Here is a 22829-nt window from a genome sequence, read left to right on the forward strand (position 1 = left end):
GATGGCCACGATGGAACGCCGCGCCTATGCGGAAACCTTTGGTCCGACAACGGGCGACCGCGTGCGCCTGGCCGACACCGCACTGCTGCTCGAGGTCGAGCGCGACTACACGCTGGCCGCGGGCAGCTACGGCGAGGAAGTGAAATTCGGCGGGGGCAAGACCATACGCGACGGCATGGCGCAAAGCCAGAGAAGCCGCGCTGAAGGCGCGATGGACACGGTGCTGACCAATGCACTGATCGTCGACCACTGGGGCATCGTCAAGGCCGACATCGGCCTGAAAAGCGGCCGCATCGTCGCCATCGGCAAGGCCGGCAACCCCGACACCCAGCCCGGCGTGGACATCATCATCGGCCCGGGCACGGAAATCATCAGCTGTGAAGGCTCCATCGTCACGGCCGGCGGCGTGGATACCCATATCCACTTCATCGCGCCCCAGCAGATCGAGGAAGCGCTGACCAGCGGCGTCACCACCATGCTCGGCGGCGGCACAGGCCCGGCCACGGGCACCTTCGCCACCACCTGCACGCCCGGCCCCTGGCACATGGAGCGCATGCTGCAGGCCGCCGATGCCTTCCCCATGAACCTGGGTTTCATGGGCAAGGGCAATACCAGCCTGCCCGCGGGCCTGTACGAGCAGATCAACGCCGGCGCCATCGGCCTCAAGCTGCACGAAGACTGGGGCAGCACGCCCGCGGCCATCGACAACTGCCTGAACGTGGCCGAAGCCACCGACATCCAGGTAGCGATCCACACCGACACGCTCAATGAAAGCGGCTTTGTCGAAGACACGGTCGCCGCCTTCAAGGGCCGCACCATCCATACCTTCCACACCGAAGGCGCGGGCGGCGGGCATGCGCCCGACATCCTGAAAGTGGTGGGCCTGGAAAACGTGCTGCCCAGCTCGACCAACCCGACCCGGCCCTACACCATCAACACGCTGGACGAGCATGTCGACATGCTGATGGTCTGCCACCACCTGGACCCGTCGATCGCCGAAGACCTGGCCTTCGCCGAAAGCCGCATCCGCAAGGAAACCATCGCCGCCGAAGACATACTGCACGACCTGGGCGCGATCAGCATGTTCAGCTCCGACAGCCAGGCCATGGGCCGCGTCGGCGAAGTGATTCTGCGCACTTGGCAGACGGCCCACAAGATGAAGCTGCAGCGCGGCGCCCTGCCCGGCGACTCGGCGCGCAACGACAACTTCCGCATCAAGCGCTACATCGCCAAATACACCATCAACCCGGCGATTGCCCATGGCATCAGCCACGAGGTCGGCAGCCTGGAAGTGGGCAAATGGGCCGATATCGTGGTCTGGAAGCCGGCCTTCTTCGGCGTCAAGCCCGCCCTGATCCTCAAAGGCGGCTGCATCGCCATGGCCCCCATGGGCGACCCCAACGCCTCCATCCCCACGCCCCAGCCCGTGCACTACCGCCCCATGTTCGGCGCCTTCGGCGGCGCCATCGCCAGGACTTCGCTGACCTTTGTCTCACAGGCAGGGCTGGCCCAGGGCATCGGCGAGCGCTTCGGCCTGGCCAAGACGCTGTCGGCCGTGAAAGACATCCGCGGCCGCGGCAAGCGCCATATGCGGCTCAACGACTACACGCCAGTCATGGAAGTCGATCCGCAGACCTACAGCGTGCGCGCCGACGGTCAGTTGCTGACCTGCGAGCCCGCCGTGTCGCTGCCCCTGGCCCAGCGGTATTTTCTGTTCTGAGCAACGCGCGCCATGGCCTCCTCAATGCAGCCGGTGCGCCAGCCAGGCCTGCCAGTCGCTGGCGTCTATCGGCGTGAGGTCGCGCACCACGGCGGGCTGGACTTCGTAGACCAGGACCGGCATGAAGCGCAAATGCCCGCCGTCCGGCGGAATGACCAGCACGTCCACGATGCGTTTGACATACTCGCCGCTGGCCTGGGGCCAGACCCCTTCCAGCTCGTCCAGCCAGCACTCCAGCGCGGGCGTCAGGGCATAGACTTCGGCCAGCACCGGCCTGGTGCCATCGAGTACCAGACCGGGGTAGCCGCCCAGGTCGTACAGTTGCCCGTGCAGCCAGGTTCGTCCCAGGCAGGCCAGGTCCGCCTGCCAGCGCCGGATGTCGTTGCGCCCGCCCTGGCGCAAGCTGCCGTACACGGCCACCTGACCACAACCGCAGGGCAGATGGCGCAGAGGATCAGAAACAGTCATGCACCCATGCTAGCGCCTAAGCCGCGCGGTGCTCCAGTCCCTTTCATCGCTTTTTTGTCACATCCATGCTGTCCATCCACAAACTGATTTCCCAAGGCCAGGGCCTGGCCCGCGTGCTGCTGCAGCGCGCCACGAGCCTGGAGCTCGACTGGGACGTACGCCAGAAAAGCCGCTTCGCGGCCACGGACTCGCAAGGCCGCGCGCTGGCCATCTTCCTGCCCCGCGGCCAGGCCGTGCGCGGTGGCGATGTGCTGGTGGCCGAAGACGGTTCGCTGGTGCGCGTGATCGCCGCGCCGCAAAAAGTGCTGCACATCACGGCCGGCACCGGCCCTGGCGCGGCGTTCAATCTGATGCGCGCGGCCTACCACCTGGGCAACCGCCACGTACCCATAGAGCTGCAGCCCGACCACCTGAAAATCGAGCCCGACCATGTGCTGGCCGACATGCTGCGCAGCATGCACCTCACCGTCACGGCCGCCGACATGCCCTTCGAGCCCGAAGGCGGCGCCTACGGCGGCCACGTGACCAACGACGGCCACAGTCACCATGCGCATGCCCCTGCGGCCCCTGATCACAGCCACGATCACGGCCATGTCCACGGCCCGGGCTGCGGCCACGCCCACTGACCCCATGCCCACCGTCCTGGCCCGCCCCCTGCCCGCCGCGCGCCCGCCCTCGGCCTGGCGCCGACGCCAGGCAGCGTCCGCCCAGGCCCAGGCCGCGCCTGCCGTCGCACCGCAAAGCCTGTTGCAGCTGCTGTGGCTGGCCTCGCCTGCCCTGCCCATAGGCGGCTTCTCGTACTCCGAAGGGCTGGAGGCGGCGATCAGCAGCGGTTGGGTGCACGGCGAAGCCGATGCCGCGGCCTGGCTCACGCAGCAATTGCAGCTGACCCAGGCGCGCGGCGACATGGCGGCCATCGCCCAGGCCCTGACGGCCTGGGAGCAGGACGACCGCGTGCGCCTGGCCGCACTCAACGACTGGGTGCGCCAGACCCGCGAAAGCAGCGAGCTGCGCCTGCAGACCGAGCAAATGGGGCGCTCGCTCATCGCCTGGCTGCGCAACCAGCATGGCCCCGATGCCAAGCACCGGCCGGCCATCGACTGGCTGGCAGCGCAGGATGCCAGCTACCCGCTGGCCTTTTCCCTGGCCGCGCATTGCAGCGGCGCATCCGCGCGCCCTGTGCTGCTGGCCTATACCTTCGGCTGGGCCGAAAACATGGTCCAGGCCGCGATCAAGGCCGTGCCCCTGGGCCAGAACGCGGGCCAGCGCATTCTGGCCCAGCTCACCGCCGCCATTCCGGCCGCCGTAGACCATGCCCTGGCCCTGCCCGACGCGCAGCGCCAGGCCTTTTCGCCCATGCTGGCCATTCTTTCGGCCCAGCATGAAAACCAGTACTCACGACTGTTCAGATCATGACTTCCCCTCTCCACCACATCGCCAACCGCAGCAAGAAGCTGCCTCCCCTGCGCGTGGGCATAGGCGGTCCCGTGGGCTCGGGCAAGACCACCTTGCTGGAAATGCTCTGCAAGGCCATGCGCGCGCAATACGACCTGGTCGCCATCACCAACGACATCTACACCAAGGAAGACCAGCGCCTGCTGACCGTCAGCGGCGCCCTGCCCGCCGAGCGCATCCTGGGCGTGGAAACCGGCGGCTGCCCGCACACGGCGATCCGCGAAGACGCTTCGATCAACCTCGAAGCCATTGACCGCATGCTGGTCCAGTTTCCCGATGCCGACATCGTCTTCATCGAATCGGGCGGCGACAACCTGGCCGCGACTTTCAGCCCCGAGCTGTCGGATTTGACGATTTACGTCATCGACGTCGCCGCCGGTGAAAAGATTCCGCGCAAGGGCGGCCCGGGCATCACCAAGAGCGACCTGTTCATCATCAACAAGACCGACCTGGCCCCGCATGTGGGCGCCAACCTCGACGTGATGCGCGCCGACACCGAGCGCATGCGCGCCACGCCCAAGGGCATCAAGCCTTTCGTGATGACCAACCTCAAGACCCTGGAAGGCCTGGCCCAGGTGGTCGCCTTCATCGAAACCCAGGGCCTGCTCAAGGCCTGAGGCCCGGACTTCTGTGTGTAGAATCAAAAGCTCTCGAAGATTTTTCTGCGTGCTTTAACCCAGCACTCTTGAAAATCAGTCCCCCCAAAGGCATCCAGGATTTACCTTCCTGGGCCTTTGCCTGCAAGCATCACAAATAAGCGCATATGCCTGATGCCAAGGCAGCAGCCCCTGTAACAGCCCCCATACAGGGCGCAACCAGCGCCAGCGCGCGGTACGCAATAAGTCAGTGAGTGCCATGAGCCACAAAGGATGCCAGTGAAAGACGACAAAGAAATACTCGCGCTTACGGGCCTGCGATTCGTGGCCGCCTTCTACGTATTCGTCTTCCACATTCATATCCGCTGGCCTGTCACTGACGCAAAATTCCTGGGCAATATCCTGGGACAAGGGGCCATCGGGATGAGCCTCTTTTTCATTCTTTCAGGATTCGTTTTGGCATACCGCTATGCCGACGGGAAAACACCACTTCGGGCATACCTCATTAATCGATTCTCCCGAATCTACCCAATCTACGCTGCCGCGGCCCTGGTTACGCTGCCTTGGATAGGCATTTCCATGGGCGACGGTTCAGCCGCCGAGATGGGCAAAGCAATCACGCAAGGGTTTCTTCTCGTCATTGCCAATATTTTTCTTGTGCAGGCCTGGTTCCCTCAGTTCTTTGACTACTGGAACAATGGCGGCAGCTGGTCCATTTCGGTGGAGGCTTTCTGTTATGTTCTTCTTCCGTTCCTGCTGCCGACGCTGACTCGCCTGCCTCCCAAACGATTGTTGCTTGTAGCCATCGCCTGCTACGCTCTTGCGACGCTGCCGGGACTTGTTGGATTCATCTTCCCTGACGCACCTCGGGGGGTTTATTACTCGATGCCAATCTACCGACTGCCGGAGTTTGTGATTGGCGTATGCTGCTACCTGGCATTTCGCAACGGATGGGGCGAAAAATTCAAGCCGATTCACCAGGTGGCATTTCTTGTGACCACCACCACCTATCTTGGATTCTTTGGACCCAGCATTCCAAATTATGTGGGGCACAACTGGATTGCTGTTCCGTTTATAGCCTTCATGATTTTTACGCTATCCAACGGCAAAGGCATTCTTGCGTCATCCCTTTCGGGATCATTCCTTGTCTGGCTTGGAAAAATCAGTTACTCCTTCTATTCGTTCCAGGCTCTCGTGATCATGTTCTTGATCAGCTATCACGATCAAATTCTGGTCCGCCTGCCCGCGCTTGCGAACAACAAGCTTTTCCTGCTTTTCGCGCTATTCATTCTTGTGCTCATATCAGCCATTGGCTACTACCTGATTGAAGAGCCTGCACGACGCAGAATCAAAAATGCTTATGCCACCAGATCGACGGCTGTGCTTCAAACAGCGCCGCTGTAAACAAGAAAACACCGCCTGATCAGAGGTAGGGCAACTGGCCAACCTCCGGCGGACGGCGCAAACCCAGTGCGGGCCAGCGACAGGACAGCCGGCGCCTGTTCCTGCGAGCGGCCATCCGCGAAGCCCCTGCCATCCATCGTGAGGCCGCCAGCCCAGCTCCCCGATGCCGACATCGCCTTCATCGAAACCCAGGGCCTGCTCAAGGCCTGAGGGCCGGCATTCTGTGTGTAGAATCGGGCGCTTGCGGAGGTTTGGGTGAGTGGTTTAAACCAGCAGTCTTGAAAACTGCCGACGGGTAACTGTCCGTGAGTTCGAATCTCACAGCCTCCGCCAAAGATCAGAAAACAAGCGCCTCTAGAGGCGCTTTTTTCTTGCCCCTCAATCCGCCCGGAAACACTCCATGCTCGAGACCATTGGCAAGCGCACACTGACGGTTCAAGCGCTCACTCCCGAGTCGTTCGCACCATTTGGATGGATGCTGGGTCGCGCCTATCCGGCGGAAAAGAGCGCGTCCGCGTTCACCAATCCGGCTACCGATTTCTGGCATCAGCACGCCTTCCAGACCGGCGCGCAGGATGGGGCGGAGATCCTCTGGGTCAACTACAGAAACACGGATGGCTTCGTCACCAGCCTCGAAAAGCACCTGCTGACGGAGCAGGTCATCACCCCGCTCACGGGCAGCATCATCCAGGTGATGGCCGGCAGCCATGCGGACGGCAGTGTGGACCTGTCCACGGCTGCGGCCTTCTGCATTCCACCGGGTCAGGGCATATGCATGCGCCCCCATGCATGGCATGCCACCCGCTCACTGGCGCCTGAAGTCACCTGCCTCATGCTGACCCGAGGCTCCACCACGCTGGATTTGATCAGCCATCTCCACGGCGCTGCCGCTGCGCAGGAAAGCGCCATCGTGGATATCCCACGACATGAACTCGCAATGGACGGCGTTGCTGCATAGATAGGATCGGCAGGGGGCTTAGCCCCAGCCAGCGGGGACAAACCCCGAGGCAAAGCACAGCAATCCCGGCATACATTGCGGTGGAGGGTCACACCGACCGTGCCAGCCAAAGATCGCCATGCCCCATTTCGCGCCCGCCCTGATCTGCGCCACGGCGCTGCTCGCATCCATCGCCACCGCGCAGGAAAGCGCAACCCCCTCCTCGCAGGCCGGCACCAGCGTCTGGCGCAACAGCCTGGGCATGGCCTTTGTGCACATTCCCGCCGGCAGCTTTGCCATGGGCAGCGACGAATCCCCCGAACGTCTGGCGGAGGCCTTTCCATTGCTGGAGCGCCGGCGCTTTGAACTGCTGGCCGATGAAGCGCCGGTGCACACGGTGCAGATCAGCCAGGCCTTCTACCTGGGCCAGCACGAAGTGACCGTGGGGCAGTTTCGCCGCTTCATCGAAGCCTCGGGCTACCGTCCCGAGTCCGAAGCCGACGGCACGGGCGGCTACGGCTACAACCCCCAATACGATCCCGCCACCACCGCGCGCGGCGATGCCTTCGAGGGGCGCGATCCGCGCTACTCCTGGCGCAATCCGGGTTTTGCGCAGACGGACGACCACCCCGTGCTCAACGTGACCTGGAACGACGCCCAGGCGCTGGCTTCCTGGCTCAGCCGCACCGAAGGCCACCGCTACCGCCTGCCCACCGAAGCCGAGTGGGAATACGCTTGCCGCGCCGGCACCACCACCCGCTATCCCCACGGCGACGCGCCCGCGGGGCTGGAGCGTGAGGCCAATGTGTTCGACCAGGCCGCCGCCCCCTATTGGCCGCGCTGGCAGCAGCATGCCATTGCCGGCAACGACGGCCATGCCTTCACGGCACCCGTGGGCAGCTTGGCGCCCAACGCTTTCGGGCTGCACGACATGCTGGGCAACGCCTGGGAGTGGGTCTCCGACTGGCATGGCGAGAACTACTATGCCCATTCGCCCAGCAGCAACCCACCCGGCCCGGCCGATGGCAGCGTGCGGGTGCGCCGGGGCGGCTCCTGGCACACCTGGGCGTTTTATGCCCGCTGCAGCTACCGCAACTGGAACAGCCCCGAAACGCGCTACACCCTGGTGGGCATGCGGCTGCTGCGCGAAATCGGGCAACGCTGAGCCGGGGCAGCGACCAGGCCGGAGCGCGGCTTAGTGGATTCCCCGCTTCTGCGCCACAATCCACAACGTTCCTGGACAGTGACAGCAGCCCGGCAAAGACCGAAGTGGGGTGACAGTGGATATACGACAGTTGCGGACCATTCTGGCCATCGCCGAAACCGGCAGCCTGACGCGGGCGGCGGAACTTCTGCATGTGGTGCAGCCGGCCCTCTCGAGACAGCTGCGGCAACTCGAAGAGGAATTGGGCACGCCCTTGTTCGAGCGCAATCGATTGGGAATGGTGCTCACGGTGCCCGGTCGTCGCTTCGTCGATCAGGTCAGGCTTTCACTGCAAGGGCTTTATCAAGCCAAGGCGGACATCGGCGCTGCCACGGCGAACTTGATGGGGTCCGTGTCGATCGGCATGCTGCCCGGCCTGGCCACCCGGCTGGCCGGGCCCCTGGTGCTATCGCTGAGACGCCAGTACCCGGATCTGAAAGTGCGCATCGCCACGGGCTTCACGGATTTTCTGCAGGACAGCCTCGAGCACGGCAAGCTCGACATCTGCCTCATGGGCGACTACCTGCAGTCGGAGCTGCTGCACACCTCCCCCGTGTTTCGCGAGCCCCTGTACGTCGTTGGCTTGCCCAGCTCAGGCCTGTCTCCGGCCACGCCCGTGGACTTGGCGGACGTCGCCAAGATGCCCCTGGTAGTGCCGGAAGCCGAAAGCCTGCGCAATGTGATCGACCGCGCCTGCACCATCATCGGCGTCGATCTGAATCTCGTTGCGGAGTCGGACAACACGGCCGTTCTCGTGGAACTGGTGGAGCGTGGCGTGGGATTCACCATCTTGCCCGTCATGCCCATCACTCCCATGCTCAAGGCAAAGCGCCTGGTGGGCGCGCCCATCATCACGCCGCCTCTGCGCCGTACGGTCATCGTCTGCAGCCCCGTGATCAATCGCAACCCGCATACGGTCAAAGCCCTGCACGCGGAGCTGGTGGGCCTGCTCAAGCCCATTGTTCTGGGCTTCGCGGATGCTGGCGTGGAGTGGCTGGCCAAGGACGCCTAGCCGCTGGAACATCAATCGAGCGAGATCTTTTCTCGCTTGATCACTTCCACCAACTGCTTTGTCTCTGCGGCAATGCGATTCGCAAAATCTTTCGGGTTTTGCATCACCACCACGCCCTGGGCGCTCAAGGCAGCGTGAGCGGCCGGCACGGCCATGGCCGTCTTGGCATGCGCGTAGAGCTCGTCGATGATCACGGGTGATGTGCCGGCGGGTGCCAGCAGGCCCAGCCAGAATTTCACGCTGAGATCCGGAAATCCGGCTTGGGCCATCGTGGGCACGTCGGGCATTTGCGCCAGCCGCTCGTTCGACGTGACGGCCAGCGCTTTCAGTTTCCCCGAGAGAATCTGCGGAACGCTGGCCAGCGTGTCGAACGAACTGTTCACCTCGCCGGCCATGACGGCCATGCTCGCCTGGGATGCGGCCTTGTAGGGGACGTGGGTGGTCTGGATCTTCGCGCTGTTGCTCAGCATGGCATAGGCCAGGTGGGCCAGATTGCCCGGCCCGGCCGAGCCGTAGGTCAGCTCCGACGGCTTGCGTTTGGCATAGGCAATCAAGTCCTGCACGGAGTTGATGGCGTTGCTTTTCGCCCAGTCGGCATTCACGTTGAGAATGAAGGGCGCATCCAGCACCACCGTGATGGGCGCGAGGCTGTTGGCCTTGTACGGGGAGTTCTTGTAAATCAATGGATTCACGGTAATGCTGCTGCTGTTCGTGGCGAGCAGCGTGTAGCCGTCGGGTGCGGCACGCGCGACCTCGGCAACGCCAATCGAGCCGTTGGCGCCCCCCTTGTTGTCGATGATCACCGGCTGGCCCAATGACTTGGCCATCCCGTTGGCCAGCATTCTGGCCATGGTATCGGTGATGGAACCGGCGGGGAAGGGAACGACGATGCGAATGACTTTGGCGGGCCACTTGGCGTCCTGGGCAAAGGCCGTGGACGATGCAAAGGGCAGTACCGCTGCCCCGGCAACACCGGCGGAAGCGACCAGAAATTCACGGCGCGAACTGAACTTGTTCATGTTTGTCTCCTTAAGATTTATGGGCTTCAAACTGCATCAAAAAACCATTGGATCGCTAGGCGCGCTTCCTCGCGGCCATCGTCCCCGTGATCCCGCTTTTTTCCAGCGCATTCACCTGCTCTTGCGTCAACCCGATCACCCGCGAGAAAACTTCGCGGCTGTGCTCGCCCAGCGTCGGGGCCACGCGGGAGATTTCCAGCGGCTGCTGGCTTTCGCGAAACCATGGCGTGGTCGCCAGATACTCTCCCAGGTGCTCGCGCTGCACCTTCTGAAAGAAGCCGCGGCTTCGCAAATGCGGGTCTTCCAGCACACTCCCGATGGGCTTGACGACGCCCGCACCGACCCCGGCGCGCTGCAGCAGATGCATGGCATCGTCCGCGGGCCGCTGGCGCGTCCAGGCAGCGATCACGGCGTCTATCTTTTCCCGTTGGGCACGGCGCCCCGCCACCACCGACAACGCCGGATCCAGACGGAGTTCAGGCGCCTGCAAGACGTCCAGCAGGGCATCCCACTGGGCGTCGTCGGCCACGCTGACCACCATCCACGCGTCCTCGCCCGCGCAGGGATAAATGTTGTGCGGCGCAAAAACCGGGTGCGCGTTTCCCTGCCGGGGGCTTGTCTTGCCACACAGCGATTGCTCGATCAGAAAAGGCGCGGCCAAGGGCAGCATGCACTCCACCTGCGAAAGATTGACATGCCGCCCCTTGCCCGTGCGCGCCTGCACCAGCAAGGCCAGCAACGCCGCCGCGCCGGCGTTCCAGCCCCCGATGGGATCGCCATAGGCATAGGAGGTGAGCGACGGCGGGTTGTGCGCAAAGCCGGTGTGGTGCGGCAAGCCGCTCGCCTGCTCCAGCGTGCCGCCATAGGCGCGCACGCGGCTCCATTCATTGCCTATGCCGAATGCCGGCATGGACACCATCACCAGCCGCTCGTTCACCTGGCAAAGGGAGGCGTAGTCCAGGCCCAGCTTGGGCAGAACTTCGGTCGAATAGTTCTCTATGACCATGTCGGCGGTTTTGACCAAGGCGAGGAAGGCTTCGCGCCCCTCGGGGTGGGCCAGATCCAGCGTCACACCCAGCTTGTTCCGGTTCATCAAGGCGAAGTTGGAGTTCTTCTCATAGAGCCGCTGCTGGTAGAACTCCTCGGTGAAATGGGTGCCTCGCCACCAATCGGGGTACTGCGTGCCCTCCACCTTGATGACTTCGGCGCCGAAGTCCGCCAGTGTGCGCGCGGCCAAGGGGCCGGCCCAGCCCATCGTGAGGTCGATGACCCGCAGCTTGCGAAGCGGCGGCAAGCCCTCGGCCGCCCTGGTGCGGCCGGCCGCGCCAGCCAAGGCTTCTTCCGTGCGGTAGGCATTGTCGTGCGCGCCCTTGTGTGCCGCGACGCCGCCGCGCAGCGGTCCCGCGTCACCCAGGGGAAAAGGAACGCCGACCCCTTCGAAACGCGTGGCGCCGGATGCGACGGGCACGAAGGCCGCGCGTTCGCGATGCACTTTCTGCGCCAGCAACTCGTCCATGGTGGGAACGAGCACCGCCGGAAATTTGCTGCTGCCCAGCAGCTCGAACCATTCTCCGGCCGTTCTGGTCAACAGCGCCGGCTGCAGGAATGCGTCGATCTCGTCGGCGTAGGTGATCCGTGTCGGGCCGCTGACGAAGCGCGCGTCATGGGCCAATTCCGGGCGGCCTATGGCCACGCACAGTGCGGACCACTGGGGCAAGGTGTGCGCGAAAAGGCCTATCCACCCCTCCTTGGTGGGGTAGATGCCTCCTGGATGGGTGGTGCAGAAGCGATTGACGCCCAGCCTGGCCTGCGGATGGCGGCCGTCCTGGACCATGCCGGCTTCCATCTCGACAACCGTGAACGCCGCCTCATGGATGCTCAGCACATAGCGCCGGCTGCCGTCGGATGCTCCGAGCAAAGCGGCGACCGCACTGGAAAATGCCCCGAGACCGGCGACGATTCCGGTTTGCATGTCGTGCGGCAGATGCGGCGGCCCCGCCACCGCGCCGCTGCCGTGGACCGCACCGGCCAGCGCCCGGCAAACGGCGTCCGAGCCCGTGAACTGGCTGTAGGGGCCGCTTTCCCCGAACCAGGTGAGATACACCTCGATGGGGGCTTTCGCGCTTTGTATGTCCGCGCTGCGGCGGCAGACCGGATGCGCCAGGATTTCAACACCCTGGCGCAGCGCCCGCGCATCGAGCACCACGTCGCAGCTCATGGCCAGACGCGACAGCCACGCAAGCTCCTCGATGCTCTGACCGCGCAGCGTGACACTGCGCTTGTTGGTGCTGAGCCAGGCGTTGAGCGCGCTCTGCGGCGCCTGGCCGGCAGCGGCCAGCAAGGGGGGTAGATGGCGCAGTGCATCGCCCGCGCCGTCCTCCACCTTGATGACTTCGGCACCGAAGTCGGCAAAGAGTTTGCCCGCATAGGCCAGGGCCGACCCCGTGCCGACTTCCAGCACCCGTATTCCAGCCAGGGCAAGCGGGCCCGATGGTTCAAGCTTGGTCACAGTCGTATCCCCTTGGTTGTCTGGAGGGCTCACCAGGTGTCGACGAAGGAGCGGCGGGCCCGGCCGGCGCGCAGCGATGCGGAGGCGATGCCCTGGCGTATCCAGGTCCGGGTCTCGGCCGGGTCGATGACCGCGTCGATTTCCGTGGTGGAGGCCACATTGATGGCATGGCCGCGCTCATAGGCTCTTGCCACCAGCTGGTCGTAGAGGGCGCGCCGCTGCGGACCGTCGGGAACGCTCTCCAGCTCCTTCTTGAAGCCCAGCTGGATAGAACCCTCCAGCCCCATGGGGCCGAACTCGCCCGTGGGCCAGGACACGGCGCAGCTCGACGAACGGAAGCCCCCGCCCGCCATGGCCATGGCGCCCAGGCCATAGCCTTTGCGCAGGGCAATCGCCAGGATGGCGACCCGGAGTTTGGCCGCGGTCACGAACATTCGCGAGACGTGACGCACCTGGGCCTTGGCTTCCTCGTCGGGCCCGACCATGAAGCCCGGGGTATCGATCAGGGAAATGATGGGCAGGCCGTGGACATCGCAGAGATTCATGAAGCGCGCCGCCTTGTCCGCCGCATCGGCATCGATGGCGCCGCCCAGGTGCTGGGGGTTGTTGGCGATGATGCCCACGGGCTGGCCTTCGACGCGCGCCAGCGCCGTGTGCATGCCGTGGCCGAAACCGGAGCGCAGCATCAAGACACTGCCGACGTCGGCAATGCCCTCGATGGCCTTGCGGCTGTCGTAGACGCGCAGGCGGTTTTCCGGCACCACATGGCGCAGTGCCAGCGGGTTCGGCGCCGACCAGTCCTTCACCCGCCCCTGAAACATGGAGAGGTAGTGCTTTGCGGCCACCACGGCCTGCGCCTCGTTCTCGACCAGGATGTCGATCACGCCATTGGCGAACTGCACCGGCGCCGGCCCGACTTCCTCAGGCTTGAAGATGCCCAGGCCGCCGCCTTCGATCATCGCCGGGCCGGCCATGCCGATGTTGGAACTCTTGTCCGCGATGATGACGTCGCACACGCCCAGGAAGGCGGCATTGCCGGCAAAGCAGCGCCCCGAGACGACGCCCACCAGAGGGACTTCGCCGCTGAGTTCGGCCAGCGCGGCAAACGAGGGCTGGTAGAGGCCGGAGACGAAGGGGAAGTCCACATCGCCCGGCCGGCCGCCGCCGCCTTCGGCAAAAAGCACCAGCGGCAGCTCATCCCGGCGCGCACGCTCGACCAAGCGGTCCGTCTTGATGTGGTTGCGCTTGCCCTGCGTCCCCGCCAGCACGGTGGCGTCGTAGGCCATGACGGCGCTGAGCGAGCGCTCGTAGCCGAATTCAGCGCCATTGATGTTGCCAATCCCGGTCACGATGCCGTCCGCCGGAGTGTTCGCAATCAAGTCCTCCTTGGTGCGGCGGCTGGCCTGGGCCGCGACCACCAGGGCGCCGTACTCGACGAAAGTGTCGTCGTCGCACAGGTCGGCCAGGTTTTCCCGGGCGGTGCGCTGCCCGCGGGAGCGCCGCTTCGCCACGGCGTCAGGCCTTGCCGCGTCATACAGGAAGGCATGGCGGTCCAGCACCGCTTGCAGGTCTGGGCGCACGACATCCAGATCCACGGCCAGGGTTTCGCTGGCCGCACTGGCGTTGCTGCCCTCGGGCTCCAGCACGACCAGAACGTCGCCTTCCGCCGTCTGCTCGCCCTTGGTGACGCGGATTTCCAGCACGCGCCCGTTGCAGTCCGCGACGATGGAGTGCTCCATCTTCATGGCCTCGATCACGGCGATGGGCTGGCCTTGGCGCACGGATTCGCTCACGGCCACGGACACTTCGACGATGCGCCCGCTCAGCGGCGCATGGCTCGCGATCTGCCCCTCGTCCAGTTGCTCGCGCACGACCTCCCTGGCGGCGGGCGCGCTCGCCTGCCGGCCCATCTCGCCGACCAACGCGTCCTTTGCTTCCTGCTGCTGCTGGAGCAGCGCGGCAGCGGACACCAGCTCGGGAAGAATCGTTTCCAGGTAGCGCGTATGGTTGCGCTGCTGTTCGAAGTCATCGCGGCCCACGAGTGCCCGCAGCAGATGGATATTGGTCGGAACGCCGGTGATTCTGAATTCGGCCAGGCTGCGGCGCAGGCGCCGGACCACGCTGGCGAAGTCGGCGCTGGGGCTGGAGACAATCAATTTGGCCAGCAGGGTATCGAAGGCCGGCGCCGGAGAATACCCGCTGTAGGCGTGCGTATCGACCCGGACATCCGGGCCGGCCGGTGGATCGAAACGCTCCAGGCGCCCATGCGCGGGGCGCGCCATTCCCGCCGCGTCCGTGGATTCGGCCGTGACGCGCACCTGGATGGCATAGCCTTTCAACTGCGGCGGATTGCGCGGGTCTATGCCCAGGCTTTCGAGGCTGCGCCCCTGGGCCAGCCCGATTTGCAAGGCGACCAGGTCTATGCCCGTGACCTGCTCGGTAATCGTGTGTTCGACCTGCAGGCGCGGATTCGCCTCGATGAAGACAAAGTCGGTCTGCACGCCCTGCTCGTCTTCCTCGACCAGGAATTCGAACGTGCCCAGGCTTTGGTACTTCACCCGGGAAGCCAGCTTTTTCGCCGCGGCCAGAATGCGCGTGCGCAGATCCGCCGTGAGCACGGGGCTGGGGGCGATCTCGACCACTTTCTGAAAACGGCGCTGGAGCGTGCAATCCCGATCGCCGAGTGCGACCACGTGGGTGCCGTCACCGGCAATCTGCACCTCGATATGGCGCGCACGGTTGACCAGCCGCTCGGCATACAGCGCATCCACGCCAAAGGCCGACATGGCCTCCGAACGGCAGCGCGCGAAAAGCTCCGGGATCTCGGCCTGGGTCTTGACCACGCGCATGCCGCGTCCACCGCCGCCGCCCACCGCCTTGATGACGATCCCCACGCCACCCTGGTCGTCGAAGAACCGGCTGATCTCGGCCAGCGTTGCGCCACCGTGCGTCGCGGGCATGACCGGAACTTCGCACTCCCTGGCGAGTTGCAGCGCCGCACCCTTGTCGCCGAACAAGGCCAGGTTTTCAATCGCCGGACCGATGAACACCATCCCGGCTTGCGCGCAGGCCTGGGCGAAATCCGAGCGTTCGCTGAGAAAGCCGTAGCCCGGATGGATCGCGTCGCAATCCTGGCTCTTCGCCGCAGCGATGATGGCGTCGATATCGATGTAGGCCGCGGGACCTGAGCCAGCCAACGCCACGGCCGCATCGGCCAGGATGCGGTGCTGGGAGTTCGCGTCGTCGCTGGAATAGACGGCAACGCTTTGAATGCCCATGTCACGCGCTGCACGCAGGACCCGGATGGCGATCTCACCACGGTTTGCAACCAAAATTCTTTTCATTTTTTTTCCTGATTCTTGTCTCGAAGATGTCGCTGCGCAAAGCGAGTGGATGGCTAGGCGCTCACGGCCCGGGGCGCACGCGGCACCAGCTTGAAGACGGCCCGCGCGACGGCCAGCACATTGCCCTGCGCGTCCTTGACCTCGCCCTCGCAGAAGGCGATGCGCTTGCCGCGGCGCGTGCAGACCGCAAACACGTCCACATCGGATGCCGCGGGCTCATAGAAATGGGTGCTCATGTCGATGGTCGCCGCGCCCACGTTGAGCGGGTCGTGGGCGCGCGCCACCACGCTCAACGTGAAGTCCAGGGCGCCCATCAAGGCGCCACCGTGGATGTCGCCGCGGCTGTTGACCAGCGCGCCTTGCAGCTTCAGACGGGTGTGGCAGCGGTCGCCGTCGAGGCCGATGCTTTCGAGGCCGATATGGTTCATGAAGGGCACGTCGAGCCCGAAATGGCCCAGGGGCGCCGCATCGGCACCGACGTTCAATCCATTGTTGGTCAAGGTATTCAATTGCTGCTTTCCAAAAAAATGCAGGCACTGGCGTGATCCCTGGGCCCCAGCCCTCAGTTGAAGGCATAGTAGATTTCCCGTCTGCGCGAGACAATTCACATCTTTCTTGGAGAGCCATAGCGGTTCGGCATAGACCTGCACAGCGCTGCCCAGATCACCCCGGCCCTGGCTTGCCGCGCTGGGCGCAAAATACCGCCGGAAAATGCACCCGGGCCTTGCCTGTGCATCCCTTCCAGCCAAAGAACGAGATTTTCGAGATGACCGAGACAAAGCCACACCTGCCGCAAATCCGTATCGCCGCCACCTATATGCGCGGCGGCACCAGCAAAGGGGTGTTTTTTCATCTGCTGGACCTGCCCGAGGCGGCCCGACAGGCCGGCGCCGTGCGCGACGCCATTTTTCTGCGCGCCCTGGGCAGCCCGGACCCTTATGGCAAGCAGATCGACGGCATGGGCAATGCTTCGTCGAGCACCAGCAAGGGCGTGATCCTGTCACGCAGTGCGCAACCAGGCCATGACGTGGACTACCTGTTCGGCCAGGTGGCCATAGACAAGCCTTTTGTGGACTGGAGCGGCAACTGCGGCAACCTCTCCGCGGCCGTCGGCCCCTGCGCCATCCACATGGGCTTGATCGACCCGGCCCGGCTGCCGCGCAACGGCGTCTTCACCCTGCGCATCTGGCAGGCCAACATCCGGAAAACCATTCTCAACCACGTCACCATCACCGATGGCGCAGTGCAGGAAACCGGCGACTTCGAACTCGATGGCGTGACCTTCCCCGCCGCCGAAGTGCCGCTGGAATTTCTGGACCCGGCCGAAGGCGGTGATGGCGGCGGCGCGATGTTCCCCACCGGCCATCTGGTGGACCAGCTCGATGTGCCCGGCCTGGGCCGCCTGCCCGCCACCTTGATCAATGCCGGCATTCCCACCATCTTCCTCAACGCCCAGGACCTGGGCTATACCGGCGTCGAGCTGCAGGACGCGATCAACAACGACGACCAGGCACTGGCCCGGTTCGAAGCCATACGCGCCCACGGCGCGCTGCGCATGGGGCTGATCCAGGATCTGGCCGAGGCCGCCACGCGCCAGCACACGCCGAAAATCGCTTTCGTGGCCCCGCCCGCCAGCTACACCGCGTCCAGCGGCACGCGCATCGCGGCCCAGGACATAGACCTCGTCGTGCGCGCCCTGTCCATGGGCAAGCTGCACCACGCCATGATGGGCACCGCCGCCGTGGCCATAGGCACGGCGGCCGCGATTCCCGGCACCCTGGTGAACCTCGCGGCCGGCGGCGGTGAACGCAGCGCCGTGCGCTTTGGCCATCCCAGCGGAACGCTGCGCGTGGGCGCGCAGGCCCGCCTGGTCGATGGCGAATGGGTGGTCACCAAGGCCCTCATGAGCCGCAGCGCGCGCATTCTCATGGAAGGCTTCATCCGTGTCCCAGGGGACGTCTTGCGGGCCTGAGCTAGCGCGGGCTCAGGCCTCTTTCATTCTTCGCCACAGCGTCGCCCGGCTGATCCCCAGCTCCTCGCAAGCTCGGCCCTGGTCGCCCTGGACGCGCTCCAGCACTTCGCGCACGCGTTCGCGCTCGGCCAGTCGGCTGGCGTCCCTGAGCCGGGACTTGCGCGCGGCCTGCGGGACGGCCAGCGCCACTCCTGCGCTGCACTCGGGGAAGATTTCCAGCAGACGCGCGGCATCCAGCGCCGGGGGCCGGCCTGCGCCCGCCACGCACAGATAGTCCTGGCAGGCCACCAGGCGCTCCACCCAGTTGTCCAGCTCGCGCACATTGCCGGGCCAGCGGTGCTCGCCCGCATGCAGCAGCACGGCCTCCAGCAAGCCGGCCAGCGCGGCATGGCGCGATGCAGCCAAGGCCTTGGCGTCCGGCAAGCCCAGACGCTTCGCCAGCATGGCCAGGGCGAGTTCGGCCACATCCGCGGCGCCGCGCGCCTCCAGCGTGGGCGTTGTCAGGCGCAACACCGCCAGGCGGTAATACAGGTCACGGCGAAACTGCTGGCGCTCCACCTGGGCCGCCAGGTCCGCATGGGTGGCGGCGATGACGCGCACATCGACGGGAATCGGCGTGGTGGAGCCCACGCGCAGCACTTCGCGCTCCTGCAGCACGCGCAGCAGGCGCGACTGCAAGGCCAGCGGCATATCGCCGATCTCGTCCAGGAACAGCGTGCCGGTATGGGCGGCTTCGATCAGGCCCGTCTTACCGCCCCGGCGCGCGCCGGTGAAGGCGCCGTCCTCGTAGCCAAAGAGTTCGCTCTCCAGCAGGCTTTCGCTGAGCGCGGCGCAGTTCACCGCCAGAAACGGCTGGGAAGCGCGCCGGCCGGCGCGGTGTATGCCCTGGGCCACGAGTTCCTTGCCGGTGCCGCTTTCACCCAGGATCAGCACCGTGGCCTCGCTGGCCGCGAACTGGCGGGCCAGCGCGCGCACGCGCTGGGCCGCGGGGCTGCTGCCCAGATAGTCCGCTATGCGCCAGCGCACCGCGGCGCCACGCTGGCGCTGGTCGGCCCGCAAATGGCGGTCGGCCCGCTGGATCACGGCCGGGTCGCGGCAGACCAGCAGCGCCCCCGTCAGCTTGCCGTTTTCCACCATCGGTGCACGGCGCACGACCAGGGTGCGCAAGGCCAGTTGCACCACCTCTTCACCGCCCTCGCCACCGGCCAGCACCTGCGCCGTGCCCAGGGCCGGGGCCACTTCGTCGAGCAGGCGGCCGTGCAGGGCCGACACCGACGCGCCCAGCAGCGCGGCCATGTGCGGGTTCAGGGCGCGAATGCGGCCCTGCTCGTCGACGGCCACCACGCCGTCCTGCAGCTGGCCCAGCACGGTTTCCAGCCGCTGGTGGCGATCACGCTCGGCCAGCCGGTGGCGGGCCAGCAGCATGGCGTCGCTGAGCGCCTGGCGCACGGAGCTGTCCGAGTACAGCAGTACGCTGGCCATGCCGGACTGCTCGGCCAGATCCGCCACCAGCCCGGGCGCGACCACGGCGCCGACGCGCTGCGCCTTGAGCTCTTGGATGCAGTCCGCGGCGTCTTGCGGCCCCAGATAGCCGACCTGCACCAGGCCCAGTCCGAACAAGGCATCGAACTGGGCCACGACGGGCGAAGGCGCCTCGAAAGTCACCAGGCCCACGTTGGGAGCGTCGTCGCTGACTTGCAGCTTGGCCTGGCGCAGGGCCTGCAGCAAATCCAGCCCGCGCACTTCCACCATGCCCACGGGAATATCCACCCGCTCGCGCATCCAGGCGCCGCTGGCACCCGCCGCGACCAGCGCGTCGATGGGATCGCGGCGATGGAGCGCATGCACCTGCGCCACGGCATCGTCGAACGACGCGGCGATATGCGTGAAGCGCGCCTGGCCCGACCACAGCGGAGACAGACGCTGCAGCACCCGGCCGATGCGGTAGCGTCCCACGGTCACGATGTGCGGAAGCTGGCTGCCGTCGGCGGCCAAACCGTTGACGGCGGCCGCGGCGCGCGCCGTCAACAGATGCGGCTCAAATGATTCATTCATGCAATTCATTATTTCATCAATGAAACATGATTGAATCATCCTCACCCCCACCAGGCCGCGCAACTCCCGGAAAAACCAATCAATTCAACGACTTAGTGGATTAAGGGTTTTCACCAGGATGGGCTGGCACGCGGTTTGCGCTGCTAGGCGGCATACCTATTGAGATCCAGGAGATTTTGATGTTTTTGAACCGCCGCCATCTTGTTGCCCATGCCGCCGCACTGTCCGTGATCGCCCCTTTGGCCGGCCTTTGCGGCCAGGCCAACGCCGCGGACCACTGGCCTGCCCGCCCCATCCGCCTGGTCGTGCCGTTTGCCGCTGGCGGCGCCAACGACCTCATGGCCCGTTCGGCCGCTGAAGGCGCGTCCAAGATCCTGGGCCAGCCGGTGATCATCGACAACCGCGCCGGCGCGGGCGGCACCGTGGGCGCCGACATCGTCGCCAAGGCCGCACCGGACGGCTATACGCTGTTGGTCAGCGCTGCCGGCGTGATCTCCAACAGCATGATCAAGAAGAGCATGCCCTTCAAGGATGACGCGCTGCAACCCGTGGTGATGATCGGCCTCGCGCCTTCGGTGATCGTGGTGCCCAAGACGGCGCCCTACAACAACCTGCGCGACTTCGTGGAAGCCTCCAAGAAGGGCCAGGGCTTCAACTTCGCCACGGCCGGCACAGGCAGCACACCCCACTTCGTGGCCGAAATGCTGAACGTGAAGTACGGCGCCCAGCTGCAGCCCGTGCCCTACAAGAGCGGCTCCGAAAGCACGACCGCCGTGCTCGGCGGCCAGGTGGAAGGCACGTCCGAAGCCAGCATCATCGCCTTGCCCCACATCCTGAATGAAGGCAAGTTCAAGCCCCTGGCCACCACCTGGACGCAACGCATCTCGGCCTATCCCCAGCTCTCCACGGCCGTGGAACAGGGCTTTGCCGATCTGCAGATCGCGCACTGGGCCGGCATTCACGCCCCCAAGGGCACGCCGACCGCCATTCTGGACAAGCTGGCTGCCGCCGTGGACAAGGCCATGAAGGACCCGGCCACCGCGGAAAAGCTCAAGGGCCTGGGCATCGAGCCCGTGGGTGGAACGCGCCCCGAGTTCGTGAAATTCGTCGATGCGGAACGCAAGCGCCTGGGCGAAATCGTCAAGGCCGCCCACATGCAAGAGAAGTAAGCCAGCCCCCTCTCCACACACCCACAGCGACCCATCCATGATTTCCCGCCGTACCGCCATTCAAGCCGCCGCAGCCCTTGCCTTGCTGGGCACCCTCCACACCGCCAGCGCCCAGTCCAGCGACAGTGCCTGGCCGACCCGCGCCGTGAAGCTGGTCGTGCCTTACGCCGCCGGCGGCTACGCCGATACGCGCGCCCGCCTGATCGCCGAGGCACTGGGCAAGGCGCTGGGCCAGCCCGTCGTCATTGACAACCGCGCCGGCGCGGGTGGCGTGACGGGCACGGACGTGATCGCCAAGGCCACGGACGGCCACACTTTCGGCTTCGGCTCGCCCGGCCCGCTGGTCACCAACCCCATGCTGATGAAGAAGATGCCTTACGACGCCAAGACGGCGTTCAAGCCCATCATCCTCATCGAGCAGGCCCCGCTGTTCCTGACCACGGCGCCCAACCAGCCCTTCAAGAGCCTGCAGGAGCTGCTGGCCTACGCCAAGGCCAAGCCCGGCGACGTGACCTTTGGCTCCTCCGGCGTGGGCGGCGCCCACCATCTGTCGGGCGAATTGCTGGCCTACCAGACCCAGACGAAGATGACCCACGTGCCCTACAAGGGCGGATCGCTGGCGGCCACCGACCTGATGGGCGGCCACCTGGTCATGATGTTCGAAATGGGCTACTCGGCCCTGCCGTCCATCAAGGCCAACAAGATCAATGCGCTGGCCGTGTCGAGCAAGAATCGCCTGAGCGTGCTGCCCAACGTGCCCACGCTGGATGAAGCCGGCGTCAAGGGATTCGAAGCCTACAACTGGCTGGGCATGGTGGCCCCGGCCAGCGCGCCCGACGCCGTGGTCGCCAAGCTCAACCAGGCCGTGAACAACGCCCTGAAAAACGATGCCGCGCTGCGCCAGATGATTGAAGGCAGCGGCGGAATGATCGTCGGCGGCACGCCCGCCGCCTACGGCCAGTTCATCGAAGCCGAGCGCGCCAAGTGGGGCCCGGTGATCAGGAACGCCAATATTTCCCTGGATTGATGCCCCGCACCGCCCTGCTTTCCAGCGCCCTCGCGCCGTCCCCCCTTTCCCTGAAGAACACCATGAACCCCAAGCAAAAACTCAGAGCCCTGGCCGATGCCCGCCGTGGCGTCATCGTTCCCGGCGCATTCAACGCCTTGTCGGCCCGGCTGGTGGCCGACCTCGGCTTCGAAGCCATTTATGTGACCGGCGCCGGCGTGACCAACATGTGGTACGGCATGCCAGACCAGGGCTTCATGGGCCTGACCGATATCGCCGACCACACGGCCCGCATCCGCGATGCCGTCGATCTGCCCTTGCTGGTGGATGCCGACACGGGTTTTGGCAACGCCGTCAACACCTACCACGCCGTGCGCACGCTGGAGCGCGCGGGCGCCGACTGCATCCAACTCGAAGACCAGGTCTCGCCCAAGCGCTGCGGCCATTTCAACGGCAAGAGCGTGATCGACACCAGCGAGATGCTGGGCAAGATCCGCGCCGCGGTGGACGCCCGCCGCGACAGCGGCACCCTCATCATGGCCCGCACCGACGCCGCGGCCATCCATGGCTTCAACGCCGCCGTCGACCGCGCCCATGCCTTTGCCGAAGCCGGCGCCGACATCCTGTTTGTCGAAGCCGTCACCCAGGAAGACGAAGTCCGCGCCCTGCCCAAGCTGCTGGACCGCCCGCAACTGATGAACATGGTGATTGGCGGCAAGACCCCCATCTTTGACGCCGACGCGCTGGGCCAGCTGGGCTTTGGCTTTGTGCTGTATGCCAACGCGGCCCTGCAAGGCGCCGTGGCCGGCATGCAAAAGTGCCTGACGCTGCTGCGCGACGAACACAAGGTGGACGAAGACCCGGCCATCGTCGCCCCGTTCCTCGAGCGCCAGCGCCTGGTGAACAAGGACTTCTGGGATGGGCTGGAGCAGAAGTACCAGTAAGACCCGTTGCCAAAA

General features: G+C 65.4%; 18 protein-coding genes and 1 tRNA gene. 13 read left to right on the forward strand and 6 right to left on the reverse strand.

The annotated features are described in order from the left end of the window. The first annotated feature begins 1 nt into the window (after position 1). Positions 2-1720 carry an urease subunit alpha gene (ureC, locus tag N0K08_RS04595; protein WP_261498872.1) on the forward strand — a complete coding sequence of 573 codons (1719 nt, stop codon included), beginning with the start codon at positions 2-4 and terminating at the stop codon, positions 1718-1720. Between the two features lie 21 nt (positions 1721-1741). Here the strand turns inward: ureC and N0K08_RS04600 are convergent, their stop codons facing one another. Beyond that, the gene (locus N0K08_RS04600; protein ID WP_261498873.1) at positions 1742-2188 is read right to left on the reverse strand and encodes a gamma-glutamylcyclotransferase family protein; all 447 of its coding nucleotides are present in this window, start codon (positions 2186-2188) and stop codon (positions 1742-1744) included. A gap of 65 nt (positions 2189-2253) precedes the next feature. Here N0K08_RS04600 and ureE point away from each other — a divergent pair, with 65 nt between their 5' ends. From ureE to N0K08_RS04640, 8 genes are all read left to right on the forward strand, one after another. After that, entirely contained in the window at positions 2254-2814 is a 561-nt protein-coding gene (gene ureE, locus N0K08_RS04605) for an urease accessory protein UreE (protein WP_261498874.1), read from the forward strand. Positions 2815-2818: 4 nt separating this feature from the next. Next, entirely contained in the window at positions 2819-3604 is a 786-nt protein-coding gene (locus tag N0K08_RS04610; protein WP_261498875.1) for an urease accessory protein UreF, read from the forward strand. After that, positions 3601-4260, forward strand: a complete 660-nt coding sequence (ureG, locus tag N0K08_RS04615; protein ID WP_261498876.1) for an urease accessory protein UreG — start codon at positions 3601-3603, stop codon at positions 4258-4260. Before N0K08_RS04610 ends, ureG begins: the two co-directional genes overlap by 4 nt. A 258-nt stretch (positions 4261-4518) precedes the next feature. Beyond that, a complete protein-coding gene (locus N0K08_RS04620; protein WP_261498877.1) occupies positions 4519-5643 on the forward strand; it encodes an acyltransferase family protein in 1125 nt (374 codons plus the stop codon). A gap of 245 nt (positions 5644-5888) precedes the next feature. Beyond that, positions 5889-5976, forward strand: a tRNA-Ser gene (locus tag N0K08_RS04625). 67 nt (positions 5977-6043) lie between these two features. Continuing rightward, positions 6044-6601, forward strand: a complete 558-nt coding sequence (locus tag N0K08_RS04630; protein WP_261498878.1) for an ureidoglycolate lyase — start codon at positions 6044-6046, stop codon at positions 6599-6601. Positions 6602-6719: 118 nt separating this feature from the next. Continuing rightward, positions 6720-7745, forward strand: a complete 1026-nt coding sequence (locus N0K08_RS04635) for a formylglycine-generating enzyme family protein (protein WP_408642902.1) — start codon at positions 6720-6722, stop codon at positions 7743-7745. A 115-nt stretch (positions 7746-7860) separates the two neighbouring features. Beyond that, positions 7861-8796 carry a LysR family transcriptional regulator gene (locus N0K08_RS04640; protein ID WP_261498880.1) on the forward strand — a complete coding sequence of 312 codons (936 nt, stop codon included), beginning with the start codon at positions 7861-7863 and terminating at the stop codon, positions 8794-8796. Positions 8797-8807: 11 nt separating this feature from the next. On the opposite strand, the gene N0K08_RS04645 is transcribed toward N0K08_RS04640, so the two are convergent. The 4 genes from N0K08_RS04645 to N0K08_RS04660 are packed head-to-tail and all read right to left on the reverse strand — an operon-like array spanning position 8808 to position 16096. Then, positions 8808-9815 (reverse strand): tripartite tricarboxylate transporter substrate binding protein, encoded by a 1008-nt coding sequence (locus tag N0K08_RS04645; protein WP_261498881.1) that lies wholly within the window; start codon positions 9813-9815, stop codon positions 8808-8810. Between the two features lie 55 nt (positions 9816-9870). After that, positions 9871-12324, reverse strand: a complete 2454-nt coding sequence (locus N0K08_RS04650; RefSeq protein WP_261498883.1) for a CaiB/BaiF CoA-transferase family protein — start codon at positions 12322-12324, stop codon at positions 9871-9873. 29 nt (positions 12325-12353) lie between these two features. Then, positions 12354-15668 carry an acetyl-CoA carboxylase family protein gene (locus N0K08_RS04655; protein WP_261498884.1) on the reverse strand — a complete coding sequence of 1105 codons (3315 nt, stop codon included), beginning with the start codon at positions 15666-15668 and terminating at the stop codon, positions 12354-12356. A gap of 53 nt (positions 15669-15721) precedes the next feature. Beyond that, the gene (locus N0K08_RS04660) at positions 15722-16096 is read right to left on the reverse strand and encodes a PaaI family thioesterase (protein ID WP_315967991.1); all 375 of its coding nucleotides are present in this window, start codon (positions 16094-16096) and stop codon (positions 15722-15724) included. Positions 16097-16434: 338 nt separating this feature from the next. Here N0K08_RS04660 and prpF point away from each other — a divergent pair, with 338 nt between their 5' ends. Further along, a complete protein-coding gene (gene prpF / locus N0K08_RS04665; RefSeq protein WP_261498886.1) occupies positions 16435-17640 on the forward strand; it encodes a 2-methylaconitate cis-trans isomerase PrpF in 1206 nt (401 codons plus the stop codon). A 12-nt stretch (positions 17641-17652) separates the two neighbouring features. On the opposite strand, the gene prpR is transcribed toward prpF, so the two are convergent. Then, positions 17653-19695 (reverse strand): propionate catabolism operon regulatory protein PrpR, encoded by a 2043-nt coding sequence (prpR, locus tag N0K08_RS04670; protein ID WP_261498887.1) that lies wholly within the window; start codon positions 19693-19695, stop codon positions 17653-17655. A 179-nt stretch (positions 19696-19874) separates the two neighbouring features. Between prpR and N0K08_RS04675 the strand changes: the two genes are divergently transcribed. The 3 genes from N0K08_RS04675 to N0K08_RS04685 all read left to right on the forward strand — a co-directional run bounded on the left by N0K08_RS04675 (position 19875) and on the right by N0K08_RS04685 (position 22814). Further along, on the forward strand, positions 19875-20864 hold the full coding sequence (locus tag N0K08_RS04675; protein ID WP_261498888.1) for a Bug family tripartite tricarboxylate transporter substrate binding protein: 990 nt from the start codon (positions 19875-19877) through the stop codon (positions 20862-20864). A gap of 37 nt (positions 20865-20901) precedes the next feature. Beyond that, entirely contained in the window at positions 20902-21891 is a 990-nt protein-coding gene (locus N0K08_RS04680) for a Bug family tripartite tricarboxylate transporter substrate binding protein (protein WP_261498889.1), read from the forward strand. 62 nt (positions 21892-21953) lie between these two features. Next, complete coding sequence (locus N0K08_RS04685) at positions 21954-22814, forward strand: isocitrate lyase/PEP mutase family protein (protein WP_261498890.1); 861 nt, start codon at positions 21954-21956, stop codon at positions 22812-22814. The last annotated feature ends 15 nt before the right edge of the window (positions 22815-22829 follow it).

Source organism: Acidovorax bellezanensis (genome assembly GCF_025421555.1).
Lineage (GTDB): Bacteria > Pseudomonadota > Gammaproteobacteria > Burkholderiales > Burkholderiaceae_C > Comamonas > Comamonas bellezanensis.

What these genes read in the sequence shown, in the direction of transcription:
- ureC (WP_261498872.1), top strand. Translation starts at nt 2, where the DNA reads ATGGCCACGATGGAACGCCGCGCCTATGCGGAAACCTTTGGTCCGACA.
- N0K08_RS04600 (WP_261498873.1), bottom strand. Translation starts at nt 2,188, where the DNA reads ATGACTGTTTCTGATCCTCTGCGCCATCTGCCCTGCGGTTGTGGTCAG.
- ureE (WP_261498874.1), top strand. Translation starts at nt 2,254, where the DNA reads ATGCTGTCCATCCACAAACTGATTTCCCAAGGCCAGGGCCTGGCCCGC.
- N0K08_RS04610 (WP_261498875.1), top strand. Translation starts at nt 2,819, where the DNA reads ATGCCCACCGTCCTGGCCCGCCCCCTGCCCGCCGCGCGCCCGCCCTCG.
- ureG (WP_261498876.1), top strand. Translation starts at nt 3,601, where the DNA reads ATGACTTCCCCTCTCCACCACATCGCCAACCGCAGCAAGAAGCTGCCT.
- N0K08_RS04630 (WP_261498878.1), top strand. Translation starts at nt 6,044, where the DNA reads ATGCTCGAGACCATTGGCAAGCGCACACTGACGGTTCAAGCGCTCACT.
- N0K08_RS04635 (WP_408642902.1), top strand. Translation starts at nt 6,720, where the DNA reads ATGCCCCATTTCGCGCCCGCCCTGATCTGCGCCACGGCGCTGCTCGCA.
- N0K08_RS04645 (WP_261498881.1), bottom strand. Translation starts at nt 9,815, where the DNA reads ATGAACAAGTTCAGTTCGCGCCGTGAATTTCTGGTCGCTTCCGCCGGT.
- N0K08_RS04655 (WP_261498884.1), bottom strand. Translation starts at nt 15,668, where the DNA reads ATGAAAAGAATTTTGGTTGCAAACCGTGGTGAGATCGCCATCCGGGTC.
- N0K08_RS04660 (WP_315967991.1), bottom strand. Translation starts at nt 16,096, where the DNA reads ATGAACCATATCGGCCTCGAAAGCATCGGCCTCGACGGCGACCGCTGC.
- prpF (WP_261498886.1), top strand. Translation starts at nt 16,435, where the DNA reads ATGACCGAGACAAAGCCACACCTGCCGCAAATCCGTATCGCCGCCACC.
- prpR (WP_261498887.1), bottom strand. Translation starts at nt 19,695, where the DNA reads ATGAATGAATCATTTGAGCCGCATCTGTTGACGGCGCGCGCCGCGGCC.
- N0K08_RS04675 (WP_261498888.1), top strand. Translation starts at nt 19,875, where the DNA reads ATGTTTTTGAACCGCCGCCATCTTGTTGCCCATGCCGCCGCACTGTCC.
- N0K08_RS04680 (WP_261498889.1), top strand. Translation starts at nt 20,902, where the DNA reads ATGATTTCCCGCCGTACCGCCATTCAAGCCGCCGCAGCCCTTGCCTTG.
- N0K08_RS04685 (WP_261498890.1), top strand. Translation starts at nt 21,954, where the DNA reads ATGAACCCCAAGCAAAAACTCAGAGCCCTGGCCGATGCCCGCCGTGGC.